Raw genomic sequence first — 20,905 nt, forward strand, 5'->3', positions numbered from 1 at the left:
GCCCCCTGGGCCCGGAGGCCCAGGGGATGGGCGGAAAGGCCTAGTGCTCGGCGGCGGCCCCGCTTCCCTTGGGCACGCGGATCTCGTCCACCAGCTTCTGGATCTCCTGGGGCGGGGACGAGGTGGCCCGGGAGACCAGGTAGGCCACCAGGAAGTTGAGGAGCATACCGATGGCGCCGATGCCTTCTGCCGTGATGCCAAAGATGAAGTTGGGCCAGCCCAGGTACTTGGTGCCCACGATGTAGGTGGCGGTGAAGACCAGGCCCACGATCATCCCCGCTACCGCTCCCTGCATGTTCATCCTCCGGTCAAAGATGCCCAGGAGGATGGCGGGGAAGAAGGTGCTGGCGGCAAGCCCGAAGGCGAAGGCCACCAGCTGGGCGATGAAGGCCGGGGGGTTGATGCCGAAGGGGGCGGCCAGGATCACCACCAGGGCGATGACCACCCGGGCGATGGTGAGCTTGGTGGCCTCGGAGGCGTTGGGGTTGATCATCCGGGTGTAGAGGTCGTGGGAGATGGCGCTGGCCATCACGATCAGGAGGCCTGCGGCCGTGGAGAGGGCGGCGGCCAGGCCCCCCGCCGCCACCAGGCCCACGATGAAGGGGGCCAGCTTGGCCACCTCGGGGGTGGAGAGGACGATGATGTCCCGGTCAATGGTGACCTCGTTGACGTCCTTGTTGCCGCTCATCTGCAGGATGCCGTCCCCGTTCTTGTCCTCAAACTTGAGGAGGCCCGTCTTCTCCCACTTGGCCACCCAGTCGATCTGGCGCACCTCCTCCAGGGGCTTATTGGCCAGGGTGTTGAGGAGGTTGTACTTGGAGAAGACGGCCACGGCGGGGGCGGGGGTGTAGAGGAGGCCAATGAAGAGGAGGGCCCAGCCGGCGCTCCAGCGGGCGTCCGAGGCCCTGGGCACGGTGTAGAAGCGGATGATCACGTGGGGGAGGCCAGCGGTCCCCACCATGAGGGTCAGGGTGATGAGGAAGACGTTGAGGGCGGAGAGGTTCTGGAAGGGGGCCACGTACTCCTTGAAGCCCAGCTCCACCTGGAGCTGGCTCAGGCGCACGGCGAAGTCGCTGAAGGTGAAGGAGAGCTGGGGGATGGGGTTGCCGGTGAGGAGGTTGGAGAGGGCGATGCCCGTGATCAGGTAGGCGGAGATGAGTACGGTGTACTGGGCCACCTGGGTCCAGGTGATCCCCTTCATGCCGCCGATCACGGCGATGAAGGCGGTGACCAAGACGGCGGCCCAGACCCCCGTGGCCACATCCACCCCCAAATAGCGGGAGAGGACGATGCCCACGCCCCTGAGCTGGGGAACCATGTAGACGAAGGAAACGAACAGGGCGCTGATGATGGCCACCACCCGGGCGAGGTTGGAGTAGTAGCGGTCCCCCACGAACTCGGGCACGGTGTACTTGCCGTACTTGCGCAGGTAGGGGGCGAGGAGGAGGGCCAGGAGGACGTACCCGCCGGTCCAGCCCATGAGGTAGACGGCCCCGTCGTAACCCAGGAAGGAGATGAGGCCCGCCATGGAGATGAAGCTGGCCCCCGACATCCAGTCGGCGGCGGTGGCGGCCCCGTTGGCCACCGGGGGCACCCCCCGGCCCGCCACGTAGAAGCCCGCCGTCTCCCGCACCCGGGCCCAGTAGCCGATGCCCAAGTAAAGGGCAAAGCTGAGAATCACAATGGTCCAAGTCCAGGCTTCAACGCTCACGGTTTACCCCCTTAGTCCTCAAAGCCGTATTCCCGGTCCAAGGCCTGCATCCTAATGGCGTAGACGAAGATCAGGACGATGAAGACCCAGATGGCCCCCTGCTGGGCGATCCAGAAGCCCAAGGGCGGACCGCCGAAGAGCCGGATGCTGTTGAGAGCGGGGGCCAGCAAAATGCCGAGCCCATAGGCCACCACCGCCCAGATCACCAGCAGGTTCCGGATCAGGGCCAGGTTCTTCCGCCAGTACTCCGCCAGCTTGCCTCCGTCCATAGCTCCCTCCCTTGCCAAACCGGATAGGGCCTTGGGGATGCGTAGGATTTGCCTTACCCCGGTTTGGTGGCGGTCATCTTAGAGGCCCATGAGGAGGGTGTCAAGAAACGGGGGTTTTTTCGCTATGCGCTAAAGGGGCGGTTTCCCAGAAACAAAACCCCACCGGAGCTTCCCGGCGGGGTGGCCGTTTGGGCGCTACTCCTCGAGGGTGGAGAGGTCCCCGGGGTCTTTGCCCAGCTCCTGGGCCTTAAGAAGCCGCCGCAGGATCTTGCCGGAGCGGGTCTTGGGGAGCTTGTCCAGGAAGACCACCTCGCTCGGGGTGGCGATGGGGCCCAGCTCCCTTCGCACGTGCTGGACGATGCTGTCTTTAAGCTCCTCGGAAGGGGTCTGGCCCAGGCGCAAGACCACGAAGGCCTTGATGGCCTCCCCCTTGACGGGGTCGGGTACCCCGATCACCGCCGCCTCGGCCACGGCGGGGTGGGAGACCAGGGCGCTCTCCACGTCGGCGGTGCCGATGCGGTGCCCGGCCACGTTGAGGACGTTGTCGGCCCGGCCCAGGACGCTATAGTAGCCCTCCTCGTCCTGGCTGGCCACGTCCCCGGCCACGTAGACGTTGCCGGGGATCTCCCGCCAGTACTGCAGGTAGCGGTCGTGGTTGCCCCAGACGGTGCGCATCATGTGGGGGAAGGGGCGCTTGAGGACCAGAAGCCCGCCCTGCCCCGGGGGCACGGGCCTCCCCGCCTCGTCCACCACCGCTGCCTCCACCCCGGGCAGGGCCACCCCGGCGAAGCCGGGCTTGGCGGGGAGGGTGAGGGGGGTGCCCAGGGTGGGGCCTCCCAGCTCCGTCTGCCACCAGTTGTCGGCCACGAAGCCCTGCCTCCCCTCGTCCACCAGGTGCTGGTAGGCGAAGCGCAGGGCCTCGGGGTTCAGGGGCTCCCCGGCCACGGCGATGAGGCGAAGGCTGGAGAGGTCGTACTTCCTCGGCCACTCGGGGCCGAACTTCATGAACATGCGCACCGCCGTGGGGGCGGTGAACATGACGTTCACCCGGTAGCGCTCCACCGCCCGCCAGATGGCCCCGGGGTCCGGGTAGTCGGGGGCCCCTTCCCGCAGGACGCTGGTGATGCCCTCCAGGAGAGGGGCGTAGACGATGTAGGAGTGGCCCACGATCCAGCCGATGTCGCTGGTGGCCCAGAAGAGGTCGTCGTCCTTGACGTCAAAGAAGGTGCGCAGGTGGTAGGTAGTGCCCACCATGTACCCGTCGTGCACGTGAACCACGCCCTTGGGCTTTCCCGTGGAGCCCGAGGTGTAGAGGATGAAGAGGGGGTGCTCGGCCTCCACCATCTCCGCCCGGGCCTCGGGCGGGTGGCCGAAGAGGAGCTCCTCAAAGTCGTAGTGCCCCGGGGGAAGCTCCGCCTTGCCCAGGCGCTGGAACCAGACCACCTTGAGGGGGAGGTCGCGGATGGCCTCCTCGGCGATGGAGCGGAGGTCCACCACCTTGCCCCGCCTATAGCTCACGTCCCCGGCGATGAGGAGCTTGGCCCCGGCGTCCAGAATCCGCTCCCTTAAGGCCCCCACGCCGAGGCCGGCGTAGACCACGCTGTGGATGGCCCCCAGGTAGGCGGTGGCCAGCATGGCCAGGATACCCTCCGGGGTGAGGGGCATGTAGATGACCACCCGGTCGCCCTTCCCCACCCCCAGGGCCTTCAGGGCCGTGGCCAGGCGGCGCACCCGGTCCAGAAGCTCCCCGTAGGTGAGCTTGGCCTCTTGGCCTTCCTCGGAGAGGTAGAGGAGGGCCACCTTGTTCCTGAGGCCCCGCTCCACGTTGCGTTCCAGGGCGTTGTACACGGCGTTGGTGGTGCCCCCCAAGAACCAGCAGTGCTCGGGCAGGTTCCACTCCAGGACCCTCTCAAAGGGTTTCTCCCAGTAAAAGCGCCTGGCCCACGCCCCCCAGAAGCCCTCGGGGTCCTCGAGGCTCCGCCGGTACTCCCCATAGAAGTCCTGGAGGTTGGCCGCCTTCCTCAGGTGCTCCGGTGCCCAAAGCTTTTCCTCGCTCTTAAGAATCTTTTCCACCGCCATAACCATCCTCCAGCCCCGAGGTGTCCCCCGGGTCCACGCCCAAAAGCTCGGCCTTGAGAAGCCGCCTCAGGATCTTGCCGCTCCGGGTGCGGGGGAGGCTTTCGGTGAAGAAGACCTCCACCGGCCCCAAAGGCCCCAGGTGGCAGAAGAGGTGGGCCTTGAGCTTCTCCGCCAGAAGGGGCTTCAGCTCTTCGGGCAGGTCCTTGGTCCTGGGCACGACGAAGAGGACCAGCCTCTCCCCCTCCTCCCCGGGCAGGCCGATGGCGGCGGCCTCGGCCACCTGGGGGTGGGTGAGGAGGGCCGCCTCCACCTCGGCGGTGCCCAGCCTGGCCTCCCCCAGCTTGATGACCTCTTCGGAGCGGCCCAGGATGCGGAAGTACCCCTCCTCGTCCATGAGGGCCAGGTCCCCCGTGAGGTAGAGCCCGCCCCGCCAGGGGTTCTCCCCTCCCAGGAGGCCCACCAGCTGGGCCGGCCCCGCCCGTAGGAGGACCAGGTGGCCCCTCTCCCCCGGGGGCAGGACCCGTCCCTCGCCGTCCACTACCCGGGCCTCCACCCCGGGCAGGGGTACCCCCACGAAGCCGGGCTTGGCCGGGAGGGGAAGGGGGGTGGCCAGGGCCGGGGCTCCCAGCTCCGTCTGCCACCAGTTGTCCAGGGGCCAGGCCAGGTTCTCCCTGGTCCAGCGCCAGACCTCGGGGGCCAGGGCTTCCCCCACGCTGCCCACGAGCCTTAGCCCCGTGGGCCTGGCCTCCCCGTGGCGGCGTAGGGTGCGGAGGACCGTGGGGGAGGTGAGGAGGACCCTCACGCCCAGGCGTTCCAGCCTCTGGTAGAAGGCGCTGGGGCTGGGGTGGTCGGGCCGGTCCTCCAAGAGGAGGCTCGTCCCCCCGAGGAAGAGGGGAGCGTAGAGGCCGAAGGAGTGGCCCACGATCCAGAAGAGGTCGGCGGTGGTGTGGAAGACTTCTCCGGGTTTCAGGTCAAAGAGGTGGCGCAGGGCCCAGGCCACGCCCACCATGTACCCCCCGTGGCCGTGGACCACCCCTTTGGGCGTGCCCGTGGAGCCCGAGGTGTGGAGGAGGAAGAGGGGGTGGGAGGAGGGGACGGGGAGGGCCTCCTGGGGCTTGCCCTCCATGGCCCGTTCCAGAAACTCCGTGGTGCCCCTCCGGTGCCAGAGGACAGGGAGGTCTAGGCCCGAGAGGGCGGCCTCCACCGCCGCCCGGGTGGGCGCGAACCGGCCCCTTAGGTAGTACCCGTCGGCGGCGATGAGGAGGCGGGCTTCGCCCTTTAGGAGCCGCTGGCGCAGGACCTCGGGGCCCAGGCCCATGGGCAGGGCCATGTGGACCGCCCCCAGGCGGGCGCAGGCCAGCATGGCGATGGCCGCTTCCACCCCCGTGGGCAGGTAGAGGGCTACCCGGTCCCCCGGACCCACCCCCAGGTCCTTCAGCACCCCCGCTAGGCGGGCGGAGAGGTCGTGGAGTTCCCGATAGGTCCACTTCTCCAGGGTCCCTTCCCCGTCCAGGGTGAGGAGGGCCACCTGCTGGCTCCTTTCCGGGAGGTGGCGGTCTAGGGCGTTCAGGGCGGCGTTGGTGAGGCCCCCTTGGAACCAGGCCCGGCTTTCGGCGTCATACACCCTCTCCCAGGGCCTGGCCCAAAGGAGCCCTTGGGCGAAGTCGCCCCAGAAGCCTTCCGGGTCCTCGAGGCTCTGGCGGTAGAGGGCGGGGAAGTCCTGGAGGTTGGCCTTTTCCAAAAGCTCACTAGGGGGCTCCACCACCTCCACCTGGGGCCCCACCTCGGCGGGCGGGGGGAGGGGAGGGGGCTCGGGGGCGGGCAGGTGGGCGGAGACCTGGGCCACCTCCGAGAGGGCCCGGGCCAGGCGGCTGAAGGCGAAGGGGAAGCGCCGGGCGGGCACCACCACCCCCAAAGCCCCCAGAACCTCCCCCTTGGGGCCCAGGAGGGGGGCCGCCAGGGCGGAGATCCCCAGGGCGTACTCCTCCATCCCCACCGCCAGCCCCGAGGCCCGGACCCGCTCCAGCTCGGCCTCGAGGGCCAAGGGGTCGGTGAGGGTGTAGGGGGTCTTGGGGAAGAGGGGGGGGACGGGCAGGACCCCGTGGGCCAGGAGGACCTTGCCCAGGGCCAGGGCGTGGGCCTCGGGGGGCAGGGTCTCCCCCAGGGGGTTGGGCTGGCCCTGCCGCCCCCGGGTCTTGAGCCGGACCCCTTCCGGGGTGAGGAGGGCCAGGTAGCACCGCTCCCGGGTCCTCAGGTAGAGCTCCTCCAGGGCCTCCTCCAGGAAGCCCTGGGCCTTAGGGGCGGGCCGGGCCCGGGCCAGGGTGTACCGCCCTTCCCCTTTGACGGCGAAGCCCTCCTCCACCAGGCTGTTGAGGAGGGCGTAGGCGGCGGAGAGGCTCCGGCCCAGGTGCCTGGCCACCTCCTTGGCCTCCACCCCTTCCGGGTGCTCCGCCAGATAGGCCAGGACGCGCAGGGCCGCCTGCACCGTGGAAAGCCCCTTTCGCCGCGGCATCTGGCCCCATCTTCCCGAGGGAAAAGGCCCGCTGTCAAGAAAAGGGAGATTTTTCGCCATTTCGCAAACCCCCTTTTTCTTGACCCCGTGGGCCCGGGCCGCCTATCCTCGGAAAGCGAAGGAGGACCTATGGACCGGATTGAGGGTGTGCTCAAGGAGGAGCGGGTCTTTTACCCTAGCGAGGCGTTCCGCAAGCAGGCCCACATCGGGAGCGAGGAGGAGTACGAAAGGCTCTACCGGGAGAGCCTCGAGGACCCCGAGGGCTTCTGGGGACGGGTGGCCTCGGAGCTCCACTGGTTCACCCCCTGGCAGAAGGTCCTGGAGGGGGACCTGCCCCACCCCAAGTGGTTCGTGGGGGGCAGGACCAACCTCTCCTACAACGCCCTGGACCGCCACCTGGGGACCTGGCGCAAAAACAAGGCCGCCCTCATCTGGGAGGGGGAGCCGGGGGAGGAGCGGGTCCTCACCTACCACGACCTCTGGCGGGAGGTGCAGAAGTTCGCCAACGTCCTCAAGCGCCTGGGGGTCAAGAAGGGGGACCGGGTCACCATCTACCTGCCCATGATCCCCGAGGCGGCCATCGCCATGCTGGCCTGTACCCGCATCGGGGCGGTGCACTCCGTGGTCTTTGGGGGCTTTTCCTCGGGGGCGCTGGCGGACCGCATCAAGGACGCCGAGGCCAAGGTCCTCATTACCGCCGACGGGGGTTACCGCCGGGGGAGCATCGTCCCCCTCAAGCAAAACGCCGACGAGGCCCTGAAGGAGACCCCCAGCGTGGAGCACGTGGTGGTGGTGCGCCGCACCGGGGAGGAGGTGCCCATGACCCCGGGCCGGGACCACTGGTGGCACGAGCTCATGGAGGTGGTCTCCGACCGGGCGGACCCCGAGCCCATGGAGGCGGAAGACCCCCTCTTCATCCTCTACACCTCGGGCTCCACCGGGAAGCCCAAGGGCGTCCTCCACACCCTGGGCGGGTACATGACCTACGTCTACTACACCACCAAGCTGGTCTTTGACCTCAAGGACGAGGACGTGTACTGGTGCACTGCCGACGTGGGCTGGATCACCGGGCACTCCTACGTGGTCTACGGCCCTCTCCTCAACGGGGCCACCACGGTCATGTACGAGGGGGCCCCCAACTGGCCCGAGCCCGACCGCTTCTGGCAGATCGTGGACAAGTACGGGGTCACCATCTTCTACACCGCCCCCACCGCCATCCGGGCCTTCATGAAGTGGGGGGAGAACTGGCCCTTAAAGCACCGCCTGGACACCCTCCGCCTTCTCGGGACCGTGGGCGAGCCCATCAACCCCGAGGCCTGGCTTTGGTACTACCAGGTGATCGGCAAGGGGCGTTGCCCCATCGTGGACACCTGGTGGCAGACGGAGACCGGGGGCATCATGATCACCACCCTGCCCGGGGCCCACGCCATGAAGCCCGGGCATGCCGGCAAGCCCTTCTTCGGCATCAGGCCGGAGATCCTGGACTCCGAGCACCGGCCCGTGGAGAACCCCAACGAGGGCGGGCACCTCTGCATCACCCGGCCCTGGCCCAGCATGCTCCGCACCGTCTGGGGGGACCCGGAGCGCTTCATCCAGCAGTACTTCAGCCAGCACCCCGGGGTCTACTTCACCGGGGACGGGGCCAGGCGCGACCAGGACGGCTACTACCTGATCCTGGGCCGGGTGGACGACGTCCTCAACGTGGCCGGGCACCGGCTTGGCACCATGGAGATTGAGTCGGCCCTGGTCTCCCACCCCGCCGTGGCCGAGGCGGCGGTGGTGGGCCGGCCCGATCCCCTGAAGGGAGAGGCCATCGTGGCCTTCGTCACCCTGAAGGAGGGCCACACTCCCTCCGGGGCCCTGGGGGAGGAGCTCAAGGCCCACGTGGCCAAGGTCATCGGCCCCATCGCCCGCCCCGACGAGGTGCGCTTCACCGACGCCCTGCCCAAGACCCGCTCCGGCAAGATCATGCGCCGCCTCCTGCGGCAGATCGCCGCCGGGGAGCAGGAGATCAAGGGGGACACCTCCACCCTCGAGGACCGCTCCGTGGTGGAGAGGCTGAAGCAGGGCTCCTAAGCCTCAGGCCTACCGGGGCCCCCATCCTGGCTTGCGCCAGGATGGGGCGGTTCTACTGGGCCGGGCTCTTGTGGACGTGGACCACCTTCCACCCCTCGGGAAAGCGCACGGCCACCCGGCTCTCGTTGACGGCGGTGTGCCTGAGGCCCCCTTCCTCCTCCACGGTGAGGAGGAGGGTGTAGCTGAAGATGGCCACGTCGCCGTAAAGCTGCAGGCGCCGCTCCAGGAGGTCCACCCGGTAGGGGCGGCCCCGGGTGGCCCACCGCCTTTCCGTCATGAAGAGGTGGAAGGGGAGGCCGTCCAAGCGGTGGGGGGTCACGAACCACTCGTAAAGGGATAGCTCCTCGTGGGTGGTGGCCTTATACCCTTCGGGGTCGCCGTCGTAGATGCTCTTGAGGTGCCTTTCCAGAAAGGCCCAAAGCGCCTCTTCCATCCTCACCTCCCGGGCTGGTACTCCCCCCACTCCTCCCTCAAGACCCCGCAGACCTCGCCCAGGGTGGCCCGGCGCCGGAAGGCCTCCAGCACATAGGGAAAGAGGTTCTCGCTTCCCCTCGCCGCCCGCCTCAGGTTCTCCAGGCCCACCCGGACGCTCTCCCCGTCCCGGTTGCGCTTAAACTCGGCCACTTCCCGCTTGCGCTTCTCGTGGAGCTCGGGGTCTATGCGCTGGACGGGGACGGGCTCGTTGAGGGGGCTCTTTGGGTCCTGGAAGCGGTTGACCCCCACGATGATCCTCTTGCCCTCCTCCACCTCCTTCTGGAACTGCCAGGCGGACTCCTCTATGGCCCGGTGGAAGTAGCCCGCCTCCACGGCGGCCACCGCGCCCCCCAGGGCCTCTATCTCCCCGAGGAGCCTCTCCGCCTCCCGTTCCAGGGCCTCGGTGAGGTGCTCCACGTAGAAGCTCCCTCCCAAGGGGTCCACGGCCCGGGTGACCCCGCTCTCGTAGGCCAGGATCTGCTGGGTCCTCAGGGCCAGGAGGGCGCTTTTCTCCGTGGGCAGGCCCAGGGCCTCATCGTAGGCGTTGGTGTGGAGGCTCTGCGTGCCCCCTAGGACGGCGGCCAGGGCCTGGTAGGCGGTGCGCACCACGTTGTTCAGGGGCTCCTGGGCGGTCAGGGTGGAGCCCCCGGTCTGGGTGTGGAAGCGGAGCATCCAGCTTTTGGGGTCCTTGGCCCCGAACTCCTCCCGCATGATGCGGGCCCAGAGGCGCCGCGCCGCCCGGAACTTGGCGACCTCCTCAAAGATGTCGTTGTGGGCGGCGAAGAAGAAGGAGAGCCTGGGGGCGAAGCGGTCAATGTCCAGGCCCCGTTCCAAAGCCGCCCGCACGTAGGCCTTGCCGTCCGCCAGGGTGAAGGCGATCTCCTGGGCGGCGGTGGCCCCGGCCTCGCGGATGTGGTAACCGGAGATGCTGATGGTGTTCCACCGGGGCACCTTTTGGCTGCAGAACTCAAAGATGTCGGTCACGAGCCGCATGGAGGGGCCCGGCGGGTAGATGTAGGTGCCCCGGGCGAAGTACTCCTTGAGGATGTCGTTCTGCACCGTGCCCGAGACCTTTTCCCAGGGGACTCCCTGCTTCTCCGCCACCAGGAGGTAAAGGGCCAGGAGCATCATGGCGGGGGCGTTGATGGTCATGCTGGTGGAGACCTGGTCCAGGGGGATGCCCTGGAAGAGCTTCTCCATGTCCGCCAGCGTGGCGATGGACACCCCCACCCGCCCCACCTCCCCCACGCTCATGGGGTGGTCGGGGTCCAGGCCCAGCTGGGTGGGGAGGTCAAAGGCCACGCTGAGGCCCGTCTGCCCCTGGGCCAGGAGGTATCGGTAGCGGGCGTTGGTCTCCTCGGCGGTGGAGAAGCCGGCGTACTGGCGCATGGTCCAGGGCCTCTCCAGGTACATCCTGGGGTAGATGCCCCGGGTGAAGGGGTACTCCCCCGGGCGGCCCAGCTTTTCCCGGTAGCCTTCGGGCAGGGACTCAAAGAGGCCTTCCATGCCCTAGTTTTACAGGAGGCGGAGGAGGAGAAGGAAGAGGAAGAGGAGGCCCAAGATGAGGAGAAGGGGCGGGAGGAGGAGGCTATAGAGGGCTAGGACCATGGCCAGAAAGTCCTTCCAGTCGGGCTTCGCCTCCTTCACGCCCCCATTGTAGCCCCACGCTTTCCCTTTTGATAGCATTAGGCCATGGCCCTCTCCAAGAACGCCCGCAAGGTCCTCAAGGTCCTGGCCCGGCGGGGGGCCCCGGAGATCCTTCTGGCCCTGGGCCGGGGGCCTTCCCGCTTTTCCGATCTGCAGGCCTACCTCCTCCTCTCCCCCCGGACCCTGGCGGAGAGGCTTCGGGAGTATCACCTTCTGGGCTTCGTGGAGAGGCGGGCCTTCCCCGAGGTGCCGCCCCGGGTAGAATACACCCTGACCGCCCGGGGTAAGCGGGTACTGGAGTTTCTCCGCGCATTGGAGGAGACCCTGGATTCCGAGGAGGTTAAGCGGTGAAGGCGAGAGCCATCGTGGTGACATCGGGCAAAGGTGGGGTGGGGAAGACCACCACCACCGCCAACCTGGGGGCCGGTCTGGCCAAGCTGGGCGAGAAGGTGGCGGTCATTGACGTGGACGTGGGCCTCAGGAACCTGGACGTGGTCATGGGCCTCGAGGGCCGGGTGGTCTTTGACCTCATTGACGTCCTGGAGGGCCGGGCCAAGGTGCGCCAGGCCCTCATCCGGGACAAGCGGGTGGAGAACCTCTACCTCCTCCCCGCCTCCCAGACCAAGGACAAGGAGGCCCTGGACCCGGTGCGCTTCCAGGAGCTGGTGCGCCACCTTTTGGAAGAGGAGGGGTTTGACCGGGTCCTCATAGACTCCCCCGCCGGGATAGAAAAGGGCTTCCAGACGGCGGCTACCCCGGCGGAGGGGGCCTTGGTGGTGGTGAACCCCGAGGTCGCTAGCGTGCGGGATGCCGACCGCATCATCGGCCTCCTGGAGGCCCGGGAGATCCGGGAAAACCTCCTCGTCATCAACCGCCTGCGGCCCAAGATGGTTTCCCGGGGGGACATGCTCTCGGTGGAAGACGTGGTGGAGATCCTGGGCCTGAAGCCCATCGGCATCATCCCCGAGGACGAGCAGGTCCTCGTCTCCACCAACCAGGGCGAGCCTTTGGTCCTCAAGGGGACAAGCCCCGCCGCCATCGCCTTTATGGACACCGCCCGCCGCGTCCACGGGGAAGAGGTGCCCTTTAGGAGCGTGGACGAGGCCCAGGGGCTCATGGCGGTGTTGCGCAGGCTCTTTGGAGGGCGCTGATGTGGTGGCGTAAAGGGAGCAAGGAGAAGGCCAAGGAGAGGCTCAAGCTGGTCCTGGCCTACGACCGGGCCAAGCTGTCGCCGGGGATGGTGGAGAACCTGAAGCGGGACCTCCTCGAGGTCCTCCGCCGCTACTTCCCCGCCCAGGAGGAGGGCCTTTCCGTGGCCTTGGAGGAGCGGGGGGAGAAGATGGTCCTCATGGCCGACATCCCCCTCAAGTGATGGTCCTGAGGCGCCCCAACCTCCTGGCCTACGATTTCGGCCTGGTGGCCCTGGTTCTGGCCATCCTGGCCCTGGGGCTCTTCAACCTGCGAAGCGCCCTGCCGGACCCAAGCCTCTTCTCCCGGCAGCTTCTCGCCCTATTCCTGGGCCTGGGCCTGGCAGTGGGGGTCCAGTTCCTCTCCCGCCGCCTGGTCTTCGCCCTGGCCTATCCCCTTTACGCTCTTTCCCTGGCCCTTTTGGTCCTGGTCCTATTGGTGGGGCGGGAGATCAACGGGGCCAAGGCCTGGTTCGTCCTGGGGCCTTTGCAGTTCCAGCCCTTAGAGCTGGCCAAGCTGGGCCTGGTCCTGGCCCTGGCCCGGCTTCTGGAAGACCGCCCCGTCCGAAGGGTCTGGGACTACGTCCTTCCCGGCCTCCTCACCCTGCCCGTGGTGGCCCTCCTCCTCCTCCAGCCCGACCTCGGGGGGAGCCTGGTGGTCCTCTTCGGGGTCTTCGCCGTCCTCTTGGTGAGGGGGCTACCCTGGAAGCACCTCCTCTTGGCGGCCCTGGCCCTGGCCGTCCTGGTGCCCACCCTGGTCTGGCCCAACCTCAAGCCCTACCAGCGGGAGCGGGTCCTCATCGTCCTGGACCCTTACCGGGACCCCCTGGGCCAGGGGTTTCAGGTCATCCAGTCCACCATCGCCATCGGCTCCGGGGGGCTTTTGGGCAAGGGATACGGCCAGGGGACCCAGACCCAGCTGGGCTTCGTCCCTTTCCGCCACACGGACTTCGTCTTCGCCGTCTGGGCCGAGGAGTGGGGGTTCGTGGGGGTGGCGGCCCTCCTGGCCCTTTACGCCCTCCTCGTCCTCAGAATCCTCGCCCTGGCCCTGGAGTGCCCCAGGTTCGCCGACCGCCTCTTCCTCGCCGGGGTGGGGGGGATGCTGGGCTTCCAGGTCCTGGTCAACCTGGGGGTGGCCCTGGGGGTCGTGCCGGTGACGGGCCTCACCCTGCCCCTCTTCTCCTACGGGGGGTCCAGCCTCATGGCCACCCTCTTCTCCCTGGGACTCGTGCTCCTGGTGCACCGGGACCGGGCCGAGCCCTAGGGGCTTGCAGGGAGGGGCGGGGTTGCTAAACTTACCCCGTGGCCGGGGACGCTCTGGTGCGCCTAGAGGGGGTGCGGAAGCGGTACGGGGAAGTGGTGGCCTTGGACGGGGTGGACCTGGAGATCAGGAGGGGTGAGTTTTTCAGCCTCCTCGGGCCCTCGGGGTGCGGCAAGACCACGCTTTTAAGGCTCCTCGCCGGCTTTGAGACCCCGGACGCTGGCCGGGTTCTGATCGGGGGGAAGGACATGGCGGGGGTTCCCCCCTATGAGCGGCCCGTGAACACTGTCTTTCAGAACTACGCCCTCTTCCCCCACATGACCGTGGCGGGGAATATCGCCTTCGGCCTCAGGATGAAGGGGCTTCCCCAAGGTGAGATCCGCAAAAAGGTAGCCTGGGCCCTAGAGCTGGTGGACCTTCTGGGCCTCGAGGGCCGCTACCCCAGGGAGCTTTCCGGCGGGCAAAAGCAGCGGGTGGCCCTGGCAAGAGCCCTGGTCCTGGAGCCCCAGGTCCTCCTTTTGGACGAGCCCCTTTCCGCTTTGGACCTGAAGCTCCGCCAAGAGCTCAGGGTGGAGCTCATGCAGCTCCAGAGGCGCCTTGGCACCACCTTCGTCTTCGTCACCCACGACCAGGAGGAGGCCTTGGTCATGTCGGACCGCATCGCCGTCATGCGCGCGGGGCGCGTGGAGCAGGTGGGCCTCCCCGACGAGGTCTACGAAAGGCCAAAAAACCGCTTTGTGGCCGACTTCCTGGGCCGATCCAACCTCCTTCCCGCCCGGCCCCACCCCCTGGGGGCCGAGACCCCTCTGGGCCCCCTTCGCCTTAAGTCCCCCCTGGAGCGGGAGGCCCTTCTGGTCATCCGGCCCGAGAAGATCCGCCTCTACCCCAAGGGGGCGACCCCGCCCCGGGAGAACCTGGTCGTGGCCCAGGTGGAGGAGATCGTCTACACAGGGGCGGAAAACCAGTACTACCTGCGGGCGGGGGAGGTGCGGCTTCTGGCCTACACCCTGAACCAGGACCTGCAAGAGCCCGGTTCCGAGGAGTTCGCCTACGGGGAAGAGGTTATCTGCTACCTCCCCCCGGAGAACCTGGTGGTGATCCATGAATGAGGCGGCGACCCCCCGGCAGCGCCTCCTCCGGGTCCTGGTGACCGTGGGGCCCGGGGGGCTTTGGCTCCTCCTCTTCGTTCTCCTGCCCACGCTCCTCGTCCTCCTGGCCTCTCTTATGCGCCGGGGGCCTTACGGGGAGCTCCTGGGGCCTTTGGGCCTCCACAACTACCTGAGGCTTTTGGAGGCCCCCTACTTGGAGGCCTTCGCCCAGAGCCTCTGGGTGGGGGCCCTAGCCACCCTGTTGGCCGCCCTCCTCGGCTACCCCCTGGCCTTTTACATCGCCCGCCACCCCAGGCGGGACCTGCTCCTTCTCCTCCTCCTCATCCCCTTTTTCACCAACTTCCTCATCCGGGTCTACGCCTGGCTGGTCCTGTTGCAGAAAGAGGGGCTTCTGAACGCCCTCCTCCTGGCCTTTGGCCTTGGCCCCTACGCCTTCTACCCCTCCTTCGCCGCGGTGATCCTGGCCACGGTCTACACCTTCCTGCCCTTCTTCGTCCTGCCCGTCTACGCCAGCGTGGAGCGCGTGGACTGGCAGCTTCTGGAGGCCGCCTACGACCTGGGGGCGAGGCCCTTTAGGGCCTTCCTTCACGCCGTGCTCCCCCAGACCTACCCCGGCCTCTTCGCCGGAAGCGTCCTGGTCTTCATCCCCGCCATGGGGACCTTCGTGGTGGCGGACCTCCTGGGGGCGGGGCGGGTGGTCCTCATCGGCAACCTCATCCAGCAGCAGTTCGGCCTGACCCGGGACTGGCCCTTCGGGGCGGCTTTGAGCGTGTTTCTGATGGCCTTCGTTCTCCTGGCCCTCTACCTCTACCGGAGGCTCCAGGGGGAACGGGGCCTCGAGGACCTGGTATGAGGCGGCTTCTCTCCCTCCACGCCCTTCTGGTCTACCTCTTCCTTTACCTTCCCATCCTGGTCATCGCGGCCCTCTCCTTCAACGAGAGCCGCCGGGGGGTGCGCTTCACCGGCTTCACCCTGGACTGGTACCGGGCCCTATTCCAGGACCCCAGGGTCCTGGAGTACTTCCTCAACACCCTGGTGGTGGCCTTCACCTCCACCCTGGTCTCCACCGTGCTGGGCACCCTTTTGGCCCTGGGCCTGGTGCGCTACCGCTTTTGGGGCCGGGGGATCCTCACCTACCTCCTCTACATCCCCGTGGTGGTGCCCGACGTGGTCATGGGGGTCTCCCTCCTCCTCCTCTTCGCCTTCGCCCGGGAGCTTCTCGGATTTCCCCGGCTTTCCCTCCTCACGGTGATCCTGGGCCACATCACCTTCCAGGTGGCCTTTGTGACCCTGGTGGTGCGCTCGAGGCTTCTCCTTTTGGACCCGGCCCTGGAGGAGGCCGCCCGGGACCTGGGGGCCAGGGGCCTCCAGACCTTCCTCTACGTGACCCTGCCCCTGGCCTGGCCTGGCGTGGCCGCCGGGGCTCTCCTGGCCCTCACCCTCTCCCTGGACGACTTTGTGGTCACCTTCTTCACCGCCGGGCCCGGGGCCACAACCCTGCCCCTTTACATCTACTCCAGCGTGAAGCTGGGCGTGAGCCCCAAGGTCCACGCCCTCTCCACCCTGTTGGTGGGCCTTTCCGCCTTCTTCCTGGCCTTGGGGTATGCTCTTAGCCGGAGGCGCATATGATCGCAAGGTTTTCCCTTCTCCTTTTGGCCCTCCTCCTCACCGCCTGCCCCAAGCGGGCGGAGGTAGAGACCCTCTACTTCCTCAACTGGGCCGACTACATCCCCGAGGAGCTGGTCAGGAAGTTTGAGCGGGAGACCGGGGCCAAGGTGGTCCTGGACACCTTTGAGTCCCCCGAGGCCATGCTGGCCAAGCTGAAGGCGGGGGCCGACCGGGAGTTCTCCCTGGTGGTGGCCCCCGACTACTACGTCCTGCAGATGGCCCGGGAGGGCCTCGTCGCCCCTCTGGACAAGGGGAAGCTCAAGAACCTGGCCAACCTGGACCCCTTCTTCCAGGACCCCCCCTACGACCCCGGCCTCCAGCACTCCGTCCCCTACCTCTGGGGTACCACGGGCCTGGCCTACCGGGAGGACCTGGTGCGGGGCCCTGTGGACTCCTACGCCGTCCTCTTTGACCCCAAGGCCCAGGTGGGCCCTTTCCTCCTCCTGGACGAGATGCGGGAGACCATCGGGGCCGCCCTCAAGTACCTGGGCTACTCGGTCAACACCACCGATCCAGAGGCCCTGGAGAAGGCCAAGGAGCTCCTCATCGCCGCCAAGGCCCGCTCCGTGGGCTTCGCCGGGGGGGTGGAGGCCCTGAACCGCATCCTGGGTGGGGACGCCGCGGTCTCCCTGGCCTACTCCGGGGACGTCCTCCAGGCCCGGCAGGAGGACAAGCGCCTCCGCTACGTCATCCCCAAGGAAGGGGGGACCATCTGGACCGACGCCCTGGTGGTCCTCAAGCGGGGGCCTTCCCAGGACCTGGCCTACCGCTTCATAGACTTCCTCCTGAGGCCGGAAAACGCCGCCGAGCTCGCCGCCTACACCCGCTACGCCACCTCGGTGGCCCAGGCCATCCCCCTCTTACCCGAGGAGATGCGCCAAGACCCCGCCGTCTTCCCCCCGGAGGAGGTGCGGGCCAGGCTGGAGTACCTGAAGGACCTGGGTCCCGAGATCGCCCTTTACGACCGGGTCTGGACCGAGGTCAAGGCCCGCTAAAGGCTGAGGAGGAGGCCAGGGCCTATACTGGGCCTATGAAACGCCTTCTTCCCCTTCTCCTCCTCTTCCTGCCTGCCCTGGCCCAGGGGCCGGAGGCCCTCTGGGCCAAGACCTGCGCCCAGTGCCACGGGGAAAAGGCCCAGGGGGTGAGGCCCTACCCGGGCCTGGGGGAGGCGGCTTCCCTCTTGGCTACGCCAGAAGGGCGGCGGTACCTGATCCTGGTGGTCCTCTACGGCAAGAAGGGAGCCTCGGGGCTCATGCCCGGCTTCGCCCAGCTCAAGGACGAGGAGCTCGCCGCCCTCCTAAACCACCTAATGGCCCTTCTGAAGGCCAAGGGGGAGCCCTTCAAGCCCGAGGAAATCAAAAAGGAGCGGGGCCAGAACCTGGCCCCAGACCAGATCAAAAGGCCCTAGGTGGACCTTCCGCCCCCATGCCAGCGTGGGGCGTTTCCAGCACCGCGCCCTCGTCGGCCTGGGCCACCAGGGCGGCGTAGCGGGCGAACACGCCGTGGCGGAAGGCGGGGGGGCGTGGCTTCCAGCTTTCCTTCCGCCTCGCAAGCTCCTCCTCGGGGAGGAGGACCTCCAGGAGGCGGTTTTCCACGTCTATGCGCACCCGGTCCCCCTCCTTGAGGAGGGCGATGGGCCCGCCCACAAAGGCCTCGGGGGCGATGTGCCCCACCATGAGGCCCCGGGTGCCCCCGGAGAAGCGCCCGTCGGTGAGGAGGGCCACCTCGGGGCCCAGGCCCTCGCCCACGATGGCGCTGGTCACCGAGAGCATCTCCGGCATGCCAGGGGCCCCCTTGGGCCCCACGTAGCGGATGACCACCACGTCCCCGGGGCGGATCTCCTTGGCCAGGACCTTGGCCATGGCCTCCTCCTCGGAGTCAAACACCCGGGCCGGGCCCTCAAAGTAGGTGCGCTCCGTGCCCGCAAGCTTCAAGACCGCTCCCCTCGGGGCCAGGTTCCCCCGGAGGACCACGAGCCCGCCCTGGGGCTTCAGGGCCCGCTCCACGGGGAAGACCACCTTTTGCCCTTCGGCCTCCCTGAAGGCCTGTTCCACCTCCTCCGCCAGGGTGCGCCCGGTGAGGGTCTTCTCCTCGCCAAAGAGGAGGCCCGCCTCCAGGAGCCTTTTGAAGACCAGGGGCGTGCCCCCCGCTTCATAAAGCTCCCAGGCGGTGTAGGTACCCCAGGGCCGGAGGTCGGCGATGACGGGGGTCTTGCGGGAGACCCGGTCAAAGTCGTCCAGGCTGAGCTCCACCCCCACCTCCTTGGCCATGGCCAGAAGGTGCAGCACGGCGTTGGTGCTGCCGCCCGTGGCGGCCACGGCGGCGATGGCGTTCAGGAAGCTCCTCCGGGTGAGGAAGTCTTGGGGCTTCCAGTCGTGCTCTATGGCCCAGGCCAGGATCCTTCCCGCCTCTTTGGTGGTCCTGGGCTTTTCCGGGTGGACGGCGGGGATGGCGTTGTAGCCCATGGGGGAGAGGCCCAGGACCTCGAGGGCCATGGCCATGGTGTTGGCCGTGTACTGCCCCCCGCAGGCCCCGGGGCCGGGGATGGCCCGGCGCTCAATCTCCAAAAGCTCCTCGTCGGTGATCCTGCCCGCCGCCCGCTGGCCCACGGCCTCAAAGACCTCCACGATGGTGAGCTTGCGGCCCCGCCACTCCCCGGGGGCGATGGTCCCCCCGTAGAGGACCATGCCGGGGACCCCGCTCCTGATGACCCCCATGGCGCCGCCGGGGATGGTCTTGTCGCAGGCGGAGAGGACCGCCATGCCGTCGTAGAGGTAGCCCTGGGCGACGAGCTCAATGCTATCGGCGATGACCTCGCGGCTTACGAGGCTCGCCCGCATCCCCGGGGTGCCCATGCTGATGCCGTCGGAGATGGCGGGGGCCCCGAACTCAAAGGGGAAGACCCCGGCCTCCCTGAGCCCCGCTTTCAGGTCCAGGGCCAGCTCCCTCAGGTGGTAGTTGCAGGGCATCCCGTCGGTGAAGGTGTTGACCACCCCCACGAAGGGCCTCCCAAAGTCCTCGTCCCCCACGCCCACCGCCCGGAGCATGCTCCGGGCCGGGGCCTGCTGTAAGCCTTTCTTGATCCGATCCGACCTCATGCGTCCCTCCACGTGGCGATCTTGCCGTGAAAGGCCCTGGCCCTGGGCAGGAGCCGGACCAGGGCCCTCGCCGCCTCCTCGGGGGTGAGCAGGCGGCCTTCCTCCCGGTAGCCGCGGAAGACCCGCTGGAGCACGGGGGCCCCGCCCCCTTGGGCTTCCCGGGCCGCCTTCTGCATGTCCGTCTCCACCACCCCCGGGCGGTAGACGAAGCAGGTGACCTCCGGGGCCTCGGCGGCGAGTTGCTTCGCCAGGTGCTCCTCCGCCGCCTTGGCCACGGCGTAGGCCCCGATGCCGGGCAGGTTGGTCTCGGCTGCGCCCGAGCCCAGATAGACCGCCAGGCCCTCGCCCCTTTGGAGGAGGTGGGGGTAGGCGAAGCGGGCCAGCTGGTAGCCGGCGATCAGGTTGGCCTCGAGGACCTCCATAAAGAGGCTCTCCGCCAACTCAAAGAGGAGGGGCCCCGGGTGGAGGACCCCGGCGTTGTGGATGAAGCCGGCGAAGTTGCCCAGCTCCAGGGCCTTCGCCACCAGGGCCTCGGCCACCTCCGCCTTCCCGGCGCTCCCCGGGACCATCTCCGCCCTGGCCCCCAAGGCGCGCACCTCCTCCAGCGCCGCCAAAAGCGGGGCCTCCCGCCTGGCGTTCAGGACCAGGTTGTAGCCCGCCTTGGCCAGCTCCAGGGCCAGGGCCTTCCCGATGCCCCGGCTGGCCCCGGTGAGGACCAGGGTCTTCCTCATAGGAGCGCCTCCACGGGCACCGCCACGCCCATGAACTCCAGGACCTCCCCCGGGCCCAGGGCCTCCACCTCCCCGTAGGCCTCCCCCTGGGGCTTCCGGTGGACCAGGACCCGCCCGCCCTCTAGGTCCACCACCCAGACCTCGGGCACCCCTGCCCTGGCGTAGAGGGGGAGCTTGGTGCCCAGGTCGTAGCGGAGGGTGGTGTCCGCCACCTCCACCACCAAAAGGGCATCGGAGGCCTCGGGTAGTCGCTCTTCATAGAAGTCGGGGCGGGGCTTCAAGAGGGCCAGATCGGGGTAGAGCTCGGATTCACCCACCACCAGGGGGTTTTGGGGCGAGATAAGGGCTTTTCCAGACTGGAGCAAAGGCAGGAGGAGGGCGAGGAGCCGGTTGACCTTGGCCGCGTGCCGCTTCCCTATAGGGCTCATTTCTACCAGTTCTCCTTCCACCAGCTCCAGCCTCAGGTCCTCGGGAAATACCCCGGCCTCCACCATGCGGTGAAACTCCTCCAGGGAGATCTTGTGGCGGGTCACGGTAGGACCTCCTTGACGGGCACCTTCAGGGAGAGGACCTCAAGCTCCCCGTCCTCGAGGACCCTGGCTTCCTGGTAGGCTTCCCCCTTGGGGTTCCGAAAGACGTGCACCCTGTCCCGCACCAGGTCCACCACAAGGACCTCCGGTATCCCGGCTTGGGCGTAGAGGGGGAGCTTCACCTTGAGGTCGTGGTCCAGGCTGGTCTCGGCCACCTCCACCACCAGGAGGGCGTCCTTGGCCTCGGGCAGGCGGTTGCGGTACCGGGTCCTCGGGGGCTGGAGGAGGGCGAGGTCGGGATAGACCTCGGTGTCCGGGAAAAGCACGAGGGGGTTTTGCACCGAGAGCACACCTTGATCCCGTAGGGCGCTCAAGAGGTCCACGAGGGTGTTCAGGACGTACGCATGCCGCTTCCCAATGGGGCTCAGCTCCACCACCTCCCCCCGGATGAGCTCCACCCGATCGTCCTCGGAGAGGATCCCCGCCTCGGCCATGCGGTGGAAGTCCTCGGCGCTGAAGCGGTGCCGGATCATACCCCCATCTTAATACCCTT

At 68.0% G+C, this 20,905-nt stretch carries 21 protein-coding genes; 10 read left to right on the plus strand and 11 right to left on the minus strand.

The window, feature by feature from the left end; all coding sequences use genetic code 11:
* Window positions 1-40: 40 nt before the first annotated feature.
* From BVI061214_RS07470 to BVI061214_RS07485, 4 genes are all read right to left on the minus strand, one after another.
* The gene (locus tag BVI061214_RS07470; protein ID WP_053767862.1) at window positions 41-1,711 is read right to left on the minus strand and encodes a sodium:solute symporter family protein; all 1,671 of its coding nucleotides are present in this window, start codon (window positions 1,709-1,711) and stop codon (window positions 41-43) included.
* A gap of 11 nt (window positions 1,712-1,722) precedes the next feature.
* Window positions 1,723-1,980: a DUF4212 domain-containing protein gene (locus tag BVI061214_RS07475; protein ID WP_003045941.1), complete on the minus strand. Its 258-nt coding sequence runs from the start codon at window positions 1,978-1,980 to the stop codon at window positions 1,723-1,725.
* A 195-nt stretch (window positions 1,981-2,175) separates the two neighbouring features.
* Window positions 2,176-4,059, minus strand: a complete 1,884-nt coding sequence (locus BVI061214_RS07480; RefSeq protein ID WP_053767863.1) for an acetate--CoA ligase — start codon at window positions 4,057-4,059, stop codon at window positions 2,176-2,178.
* Window positions 4,037-6,571: an AMP-binding protein gene (locus BVI061214_RS07485; RefSeq protein ID WP_053767864.1), complete on the minus strand. Its 2,535-nt coding sequence runs from the start codon at window positions 6,569-6,571 to the stop codon at window positions 4,037-4,039. Before BVI061214_RS07485 ends, BVI061214_RS07480 begins: the two co-directional genes overlap by 23 nt.
* A gap of 129 nt (window positions 6,572-6,700) precedes the next feature.
* Between BVI061214_RS07485 and acs the strand changes: the two genes are divergently transcribed.
* The gene (acs, locus tag BVI061214_RS07490; RefSeq protein ID WP_053768613.1) at window positions 6,701-8,647 is read left to right on the plus strand and encodes an acetate--CoA ligase; all 1,947 of its coding nucleotides are present in this window, start codon (window positions 6,701-6,703) and stop codon (window positions 8,645-8,647) included.
* 52 nt (window positions 8,648-8,699) lie between these two features.
* Here the strand turns inward: acs and BVI061214_RS07495 are convergent, their stop codons facing one another.
* From BVI061214_RS07495 to BVI061214_RS14045, 3 genes are read right to left on the minus strand one after another with little or no spacing between them, the layout of a single operon-like run.
* On the minus strand, window positions 8,700-9,080 hold the full coding sequence (locus BVI061214_RS07495) for a nuclear transport factor 2 family protein (protein ID WP_053767865.1): 381 nt from the start codon (window positions 9,078-9,080) through the stop codon (window positions 8,700-8,702).
* A 2-nt stretch (window positions 9,081-9,082) separates the two neighbouring features.
* Window positions 9,083-10,627, minus strand: a complete 1,545-nt coding sequence (locus BVI061214_RS07500; protein WP_053767866.1) for an acyl-CoA mutase large subunit family protein — start codon at window positions 10,625-10,627, stop codon at window positions 9,083-9,085.
* Between the two features lie 9 nt (window positions 10,628-10,636).
* Window positions 10,637-10,768, minus strand: a complete 132-nt coding sequence (locus BVI061214_RS14045) for a hypothetical protein (protein WP_282953994.1) — start codon at window positions 10,766-10,768, stop codon at window positions 10,637-10,639.
* 45 nt (window positions 10,769-10,813) lie between these two features.
* On the opposite strand from BVI061214_RS14045, the gene BVI061214_RS07505 reads away from it, so the two are divergent.
* Genes BVI061214_RS07505 through BVI061214_RS07545 form a run of 9 tightly spaced genes read left to right on the plus strand, consistent with a single transcriptional unit; the run spans window position 10,814 to window position 17,401 of the window.
* Window positions 10,814-11,119, plus strand: coding sequence for a winged helix-turn-helix transcriptional regulator (locus BVI061214_RS07505; RefSeq protein WP_053767867.1), 306 nt, complete (start codon window positions 10,814-10,816; stop codon window positions 11,117-11,119).
* The gene (gene minD, locus BVI061214_RS07510) at window positions 11,116-11,919 is read left to right on the plus strand and encodes a septum site-determining protein MinD (RefSeq protein WP_053767868.1); all 804 of its coding nucleotides are present in this window, start codon (window positions 11,116-11,118) and stop codon (window positions 11,917-11,919) included. Before BVI061214_RS07505 ends, minD begins: the two co-directional genes overlap by 4 nt.
* Window positions 11,919-12,140 carry a cell division topological specificity factor MinE gene (gene minE, locus BVI061214_RS07515; RefSeq protein WP_003045924.1) on the plus strand — a complete coding sequence of 74 codons (222 nt, stop codon included), beginning with the start codon at window positions 11,919-11,921 and terminating at the stop codon, window positions 12,138-12,140. The genes minD and minE overlap by 1 nt, the downstream gene beginning before the upstream one ends.
* Window positions 12,140-13,219, plus strand: a complete 1,080-nt coding sequence (gene rodA / locus BVI061214_RS07520) for a rod shape-determining protein RodA (RefSeq protein WP_053767869.1) — start codon at window positions 12,140-12,142, stop codon at window positions 13,217-13,219. Before minE ends, rodA begins: the two co-directional genes overlap by 1 nt.
* A 38-nt stretch (window positions 13,220-13,257) precedes the next feature.
* Window positions 13,258-14,325: an ABC transporter ATP-binding protein gene (locus tag BVI061214_RS07525; RefSeq protein ID WP_003045921.1), complete on the plus strand. Its 1,068-nt coding sequence runs from the start codon at window positions 13,258-13,260 to the stop codon at window positions 14,323-14,325.
* Complete coding sequence (locus tag BVI061214_RS07530) at window positions 14,318-15,178, plus strand: ABC transporter permease (RefSeq protein WP_053767870.1); 861 nt, start codon at window positions 14,318-14,320, stop codon at window positions 15,176-15,178. Before BVI061214_RS07525 ends, BVI061214_RS07530 begins: the two co-directional genes overlap by 8 nt.
* The gene (locus BVI061214_RS07535) at window positions 15,175-15,954 is read left to right on the plus strand and encodes an ABC transporter permease (RefSeq protein ID WP_053767871.1); all 780 of its coding nucleotides are present in this window, start codon (window positions 15,175-15,177) and stop codon (window positions 15,952-15,954) included. Before BVI061214_RS07530 ends, BVI061214_RS07535 begins: the two co-directional genes overlap by 4 nt.
* Entirely contained in the window at window positions 15,951-16,988 is a 1,038-nt protein-coding gene (locus tag BVI061214_RS07540; RefSeq protein ID WP_053767872.1) for a polyamine ABC transporter substrate-binding protein, read from the plus strand. Before BVI061214_RS07535 ends, BVI061214_RS07540 begins: the two co-directional genes overlap by 4 nt.
* Window positions 16,989-17,023: 35 nt before the next feature.
* The gene (locus BVI061214_RS07545; protein WP_053767873.1) at window positions 17,024-17,401 is read left to right on the plus strand and encodes a c-type cytochrome; all 378 of its coding nucleotides are present in this window, start codon (window positions 17,024-17,026) and stop codon (window positions 17,399-17,401) included.
* Here the strand turns inward: BVI061214_RS07545 and ilvD are convergent.
* The 4 genes from ilvD to BVI061214_RS07565 are packed head-to-tail and all read right to left on the minus strand — an operon-like array spanning window position 17,388 to window position 20,885.
* Complete coding sequence (ilvD, locus tag BVI061214_RS07550) at window positions 17,388-19,091, minus strand: dihydroxy-acid dehydratase (RefSeq protein WP_053767874.1); 1,704 nt, start codon at window positions 19,089-19,091, stop codon at window positions 17,388-17,390. The genes BVI061214_RS07545 and ilvD overlap by 14 nt on opposite strands.
* Window positions 19,088-19,822: an SDR family NAD(P)-dependent oxidoreductase gene (locus BVI061214_RS07555; RefSeq protein ID WP_053767875.1), complete on the minus strand. Its 735-nt coding sequence runs from the start codon at window positions 19,820-19,822 to the stop codon at window positions 19,088-19,090. Before BVI061214_RS07555 ends, ilvD begins: the two co-directional genes overlap by 4 nt.
* Window positions 19,819-20,355: a Uma2 family endonuclease gene (locus BVI061214_RS07560; protein WP_053767876.1), complete on the minus strand. Its 537-nt coding sequence runs from the start codon at window positions 20,353-20,355 to the stop codon at window positions 19,819-19,821. The genes BVI061214_RS07555 and BVI061214_RS07560 overlap by 4 nt, the downstream gene beginning before the upstream one ends.
* Complete coding sequence (locus BVI061214_RS07565; protein ID WP_053767877.1) at window positions 20,352-20,885, minus strand: Uma2 family endonuclease; 534 nt, start codon at window positions 20,883-20,885, stop codon at window positions 20,352-20,354. Before BVI061214_RS07565 ends, BVI061214_RS07560 begins: the two co-directional genes overlap by 4 nt.
* Window positions 20,886-20,905 lie beyond the last annotated feature (20 nt).

Origin of the sequence: Thermus aquaticus (assembly GCF_001280255.1) — a bacterium.
Classification (GTDB): domain Bacteria; phylum Deinococcota; class Deinococci; order Deinococcales; family Thermaceae; genus Thermus; species Thermus aquaticus.

Bases quoted from the DNA above. Each gene is read 5' to 3' on its own strand.
- BVI061214_RS07555 (WP_053767875.1), bottom strand. From the start codon at position 19,822: ATGAGGAAGACCCTGGTCCTCACCGGGGCCAGCCGGGGCATCGGGAAG.
- BVI061214_RS07565 (WP_053767877.1), bottom strand. From the start codon at position 20,885: ATGATCCGGCACCGCTTCAGCGCCGAGGACTTCCACCGCATGGCCGAG.
- BVI061214_RS07540 (WP_053767872.1), top strand. From the start codon at position 15,951: ATGATCGCAAGGTTTTCCCTTCTCCTTTTGGCCCTCCTCCTCACCGCC.
- BVI061214_RS07500 (WP_053767866.1), bottom strand. From the start codon at position 10,627: ATGGAAGGCCTCTTTGAGTCCCTGCCCGAAGGCTACCGGGAAAAGCTG.
- BVI061214_RS07485 (WP_053767864.1), bottom strand. From the start codon at position 6,571: ATGCCGCGGCGAAAGGGGCTTTCCACGGTGCAGGCGGCCCTGCGCGTC.
- BVI061214_RS07475 (WP_003045941.1), bottom strand. From the start codon at position 1,980: ATGGACGGAGGCAAGCTGGCGGAGTACTGGCGGAAGAACCTGGCCCTG.
- BVI061214_RS07535 (WP_053767871.1), top strand. From the start codon at position 15,175: ATGAGGCGGCTTCTCTCCCTCCACGCCCTTCTGGTCTACCTCTTCCTT.
- ilvD (WP_053767874.1), bottom strand. From the start codon at position 19,091: ATGAGGTCGGATCGGATCAAGAAAGGCTTACAGCAGGCCCCGGCCCGG.
- BVI061214_RS07505 (WP_053767867.1), top strand. From the start codon at position 10,814: ATGGCCCTCTCCAAGAACGCCCGCAAGGTCCTCAAGGTCCTGGCCCGG.
- BVI061214_RS07480 (WP_053767863.1), bottom strand. From the start codon at position 4,059: ATGGCGGTGGAAAAGATTCTTAAGAGCGAGGAAAAGCTTTGGGCACCG.
- BVI061214_RS07545 (WP_053767873.1), top strand. From the start codon at position 17,024: ATGAAACGCCTTCTTCCCCTTCTCCTCCTCTTCCTGCCTGCCCTGGCC.
- minE (WP_003045924.1), top strand. From the start codon at position 11,919: ATGTGGTGGCGTAAAGGGAGCAAGGAGAAGGCCAAGGAGAGGCTCAAG.
- BVI061214_RS07530 (WP_053767870.1), top strand. From the start codon at position 14,318: ATGAATGAGGCGGCGACCCCCCGGCAGCGCCTCCTCCGGGTCCTGGTG.
- BVI061214_RS07495 (WP_053767865.1), bottom strand. From the start codon at position 9,080: ATGGAAGAGGCGCTTTGGGCCTTTCTGGAAAGGCACCTCAAGAGCATC.
- rodA (WP_053767869.1), top strand. From the start codon at position 12,140: ATGGTCCTGAGGCGCCCCAACCTCCTGGCCTACGATTTCGGCCTGGTG.
- acs (WP_053768613.1), top strand. From the start codon at position 6,701: ATGGACCGGATTGAGGGTGTGCTCAAGGAGGAGCGGGTCTTTTACCCT.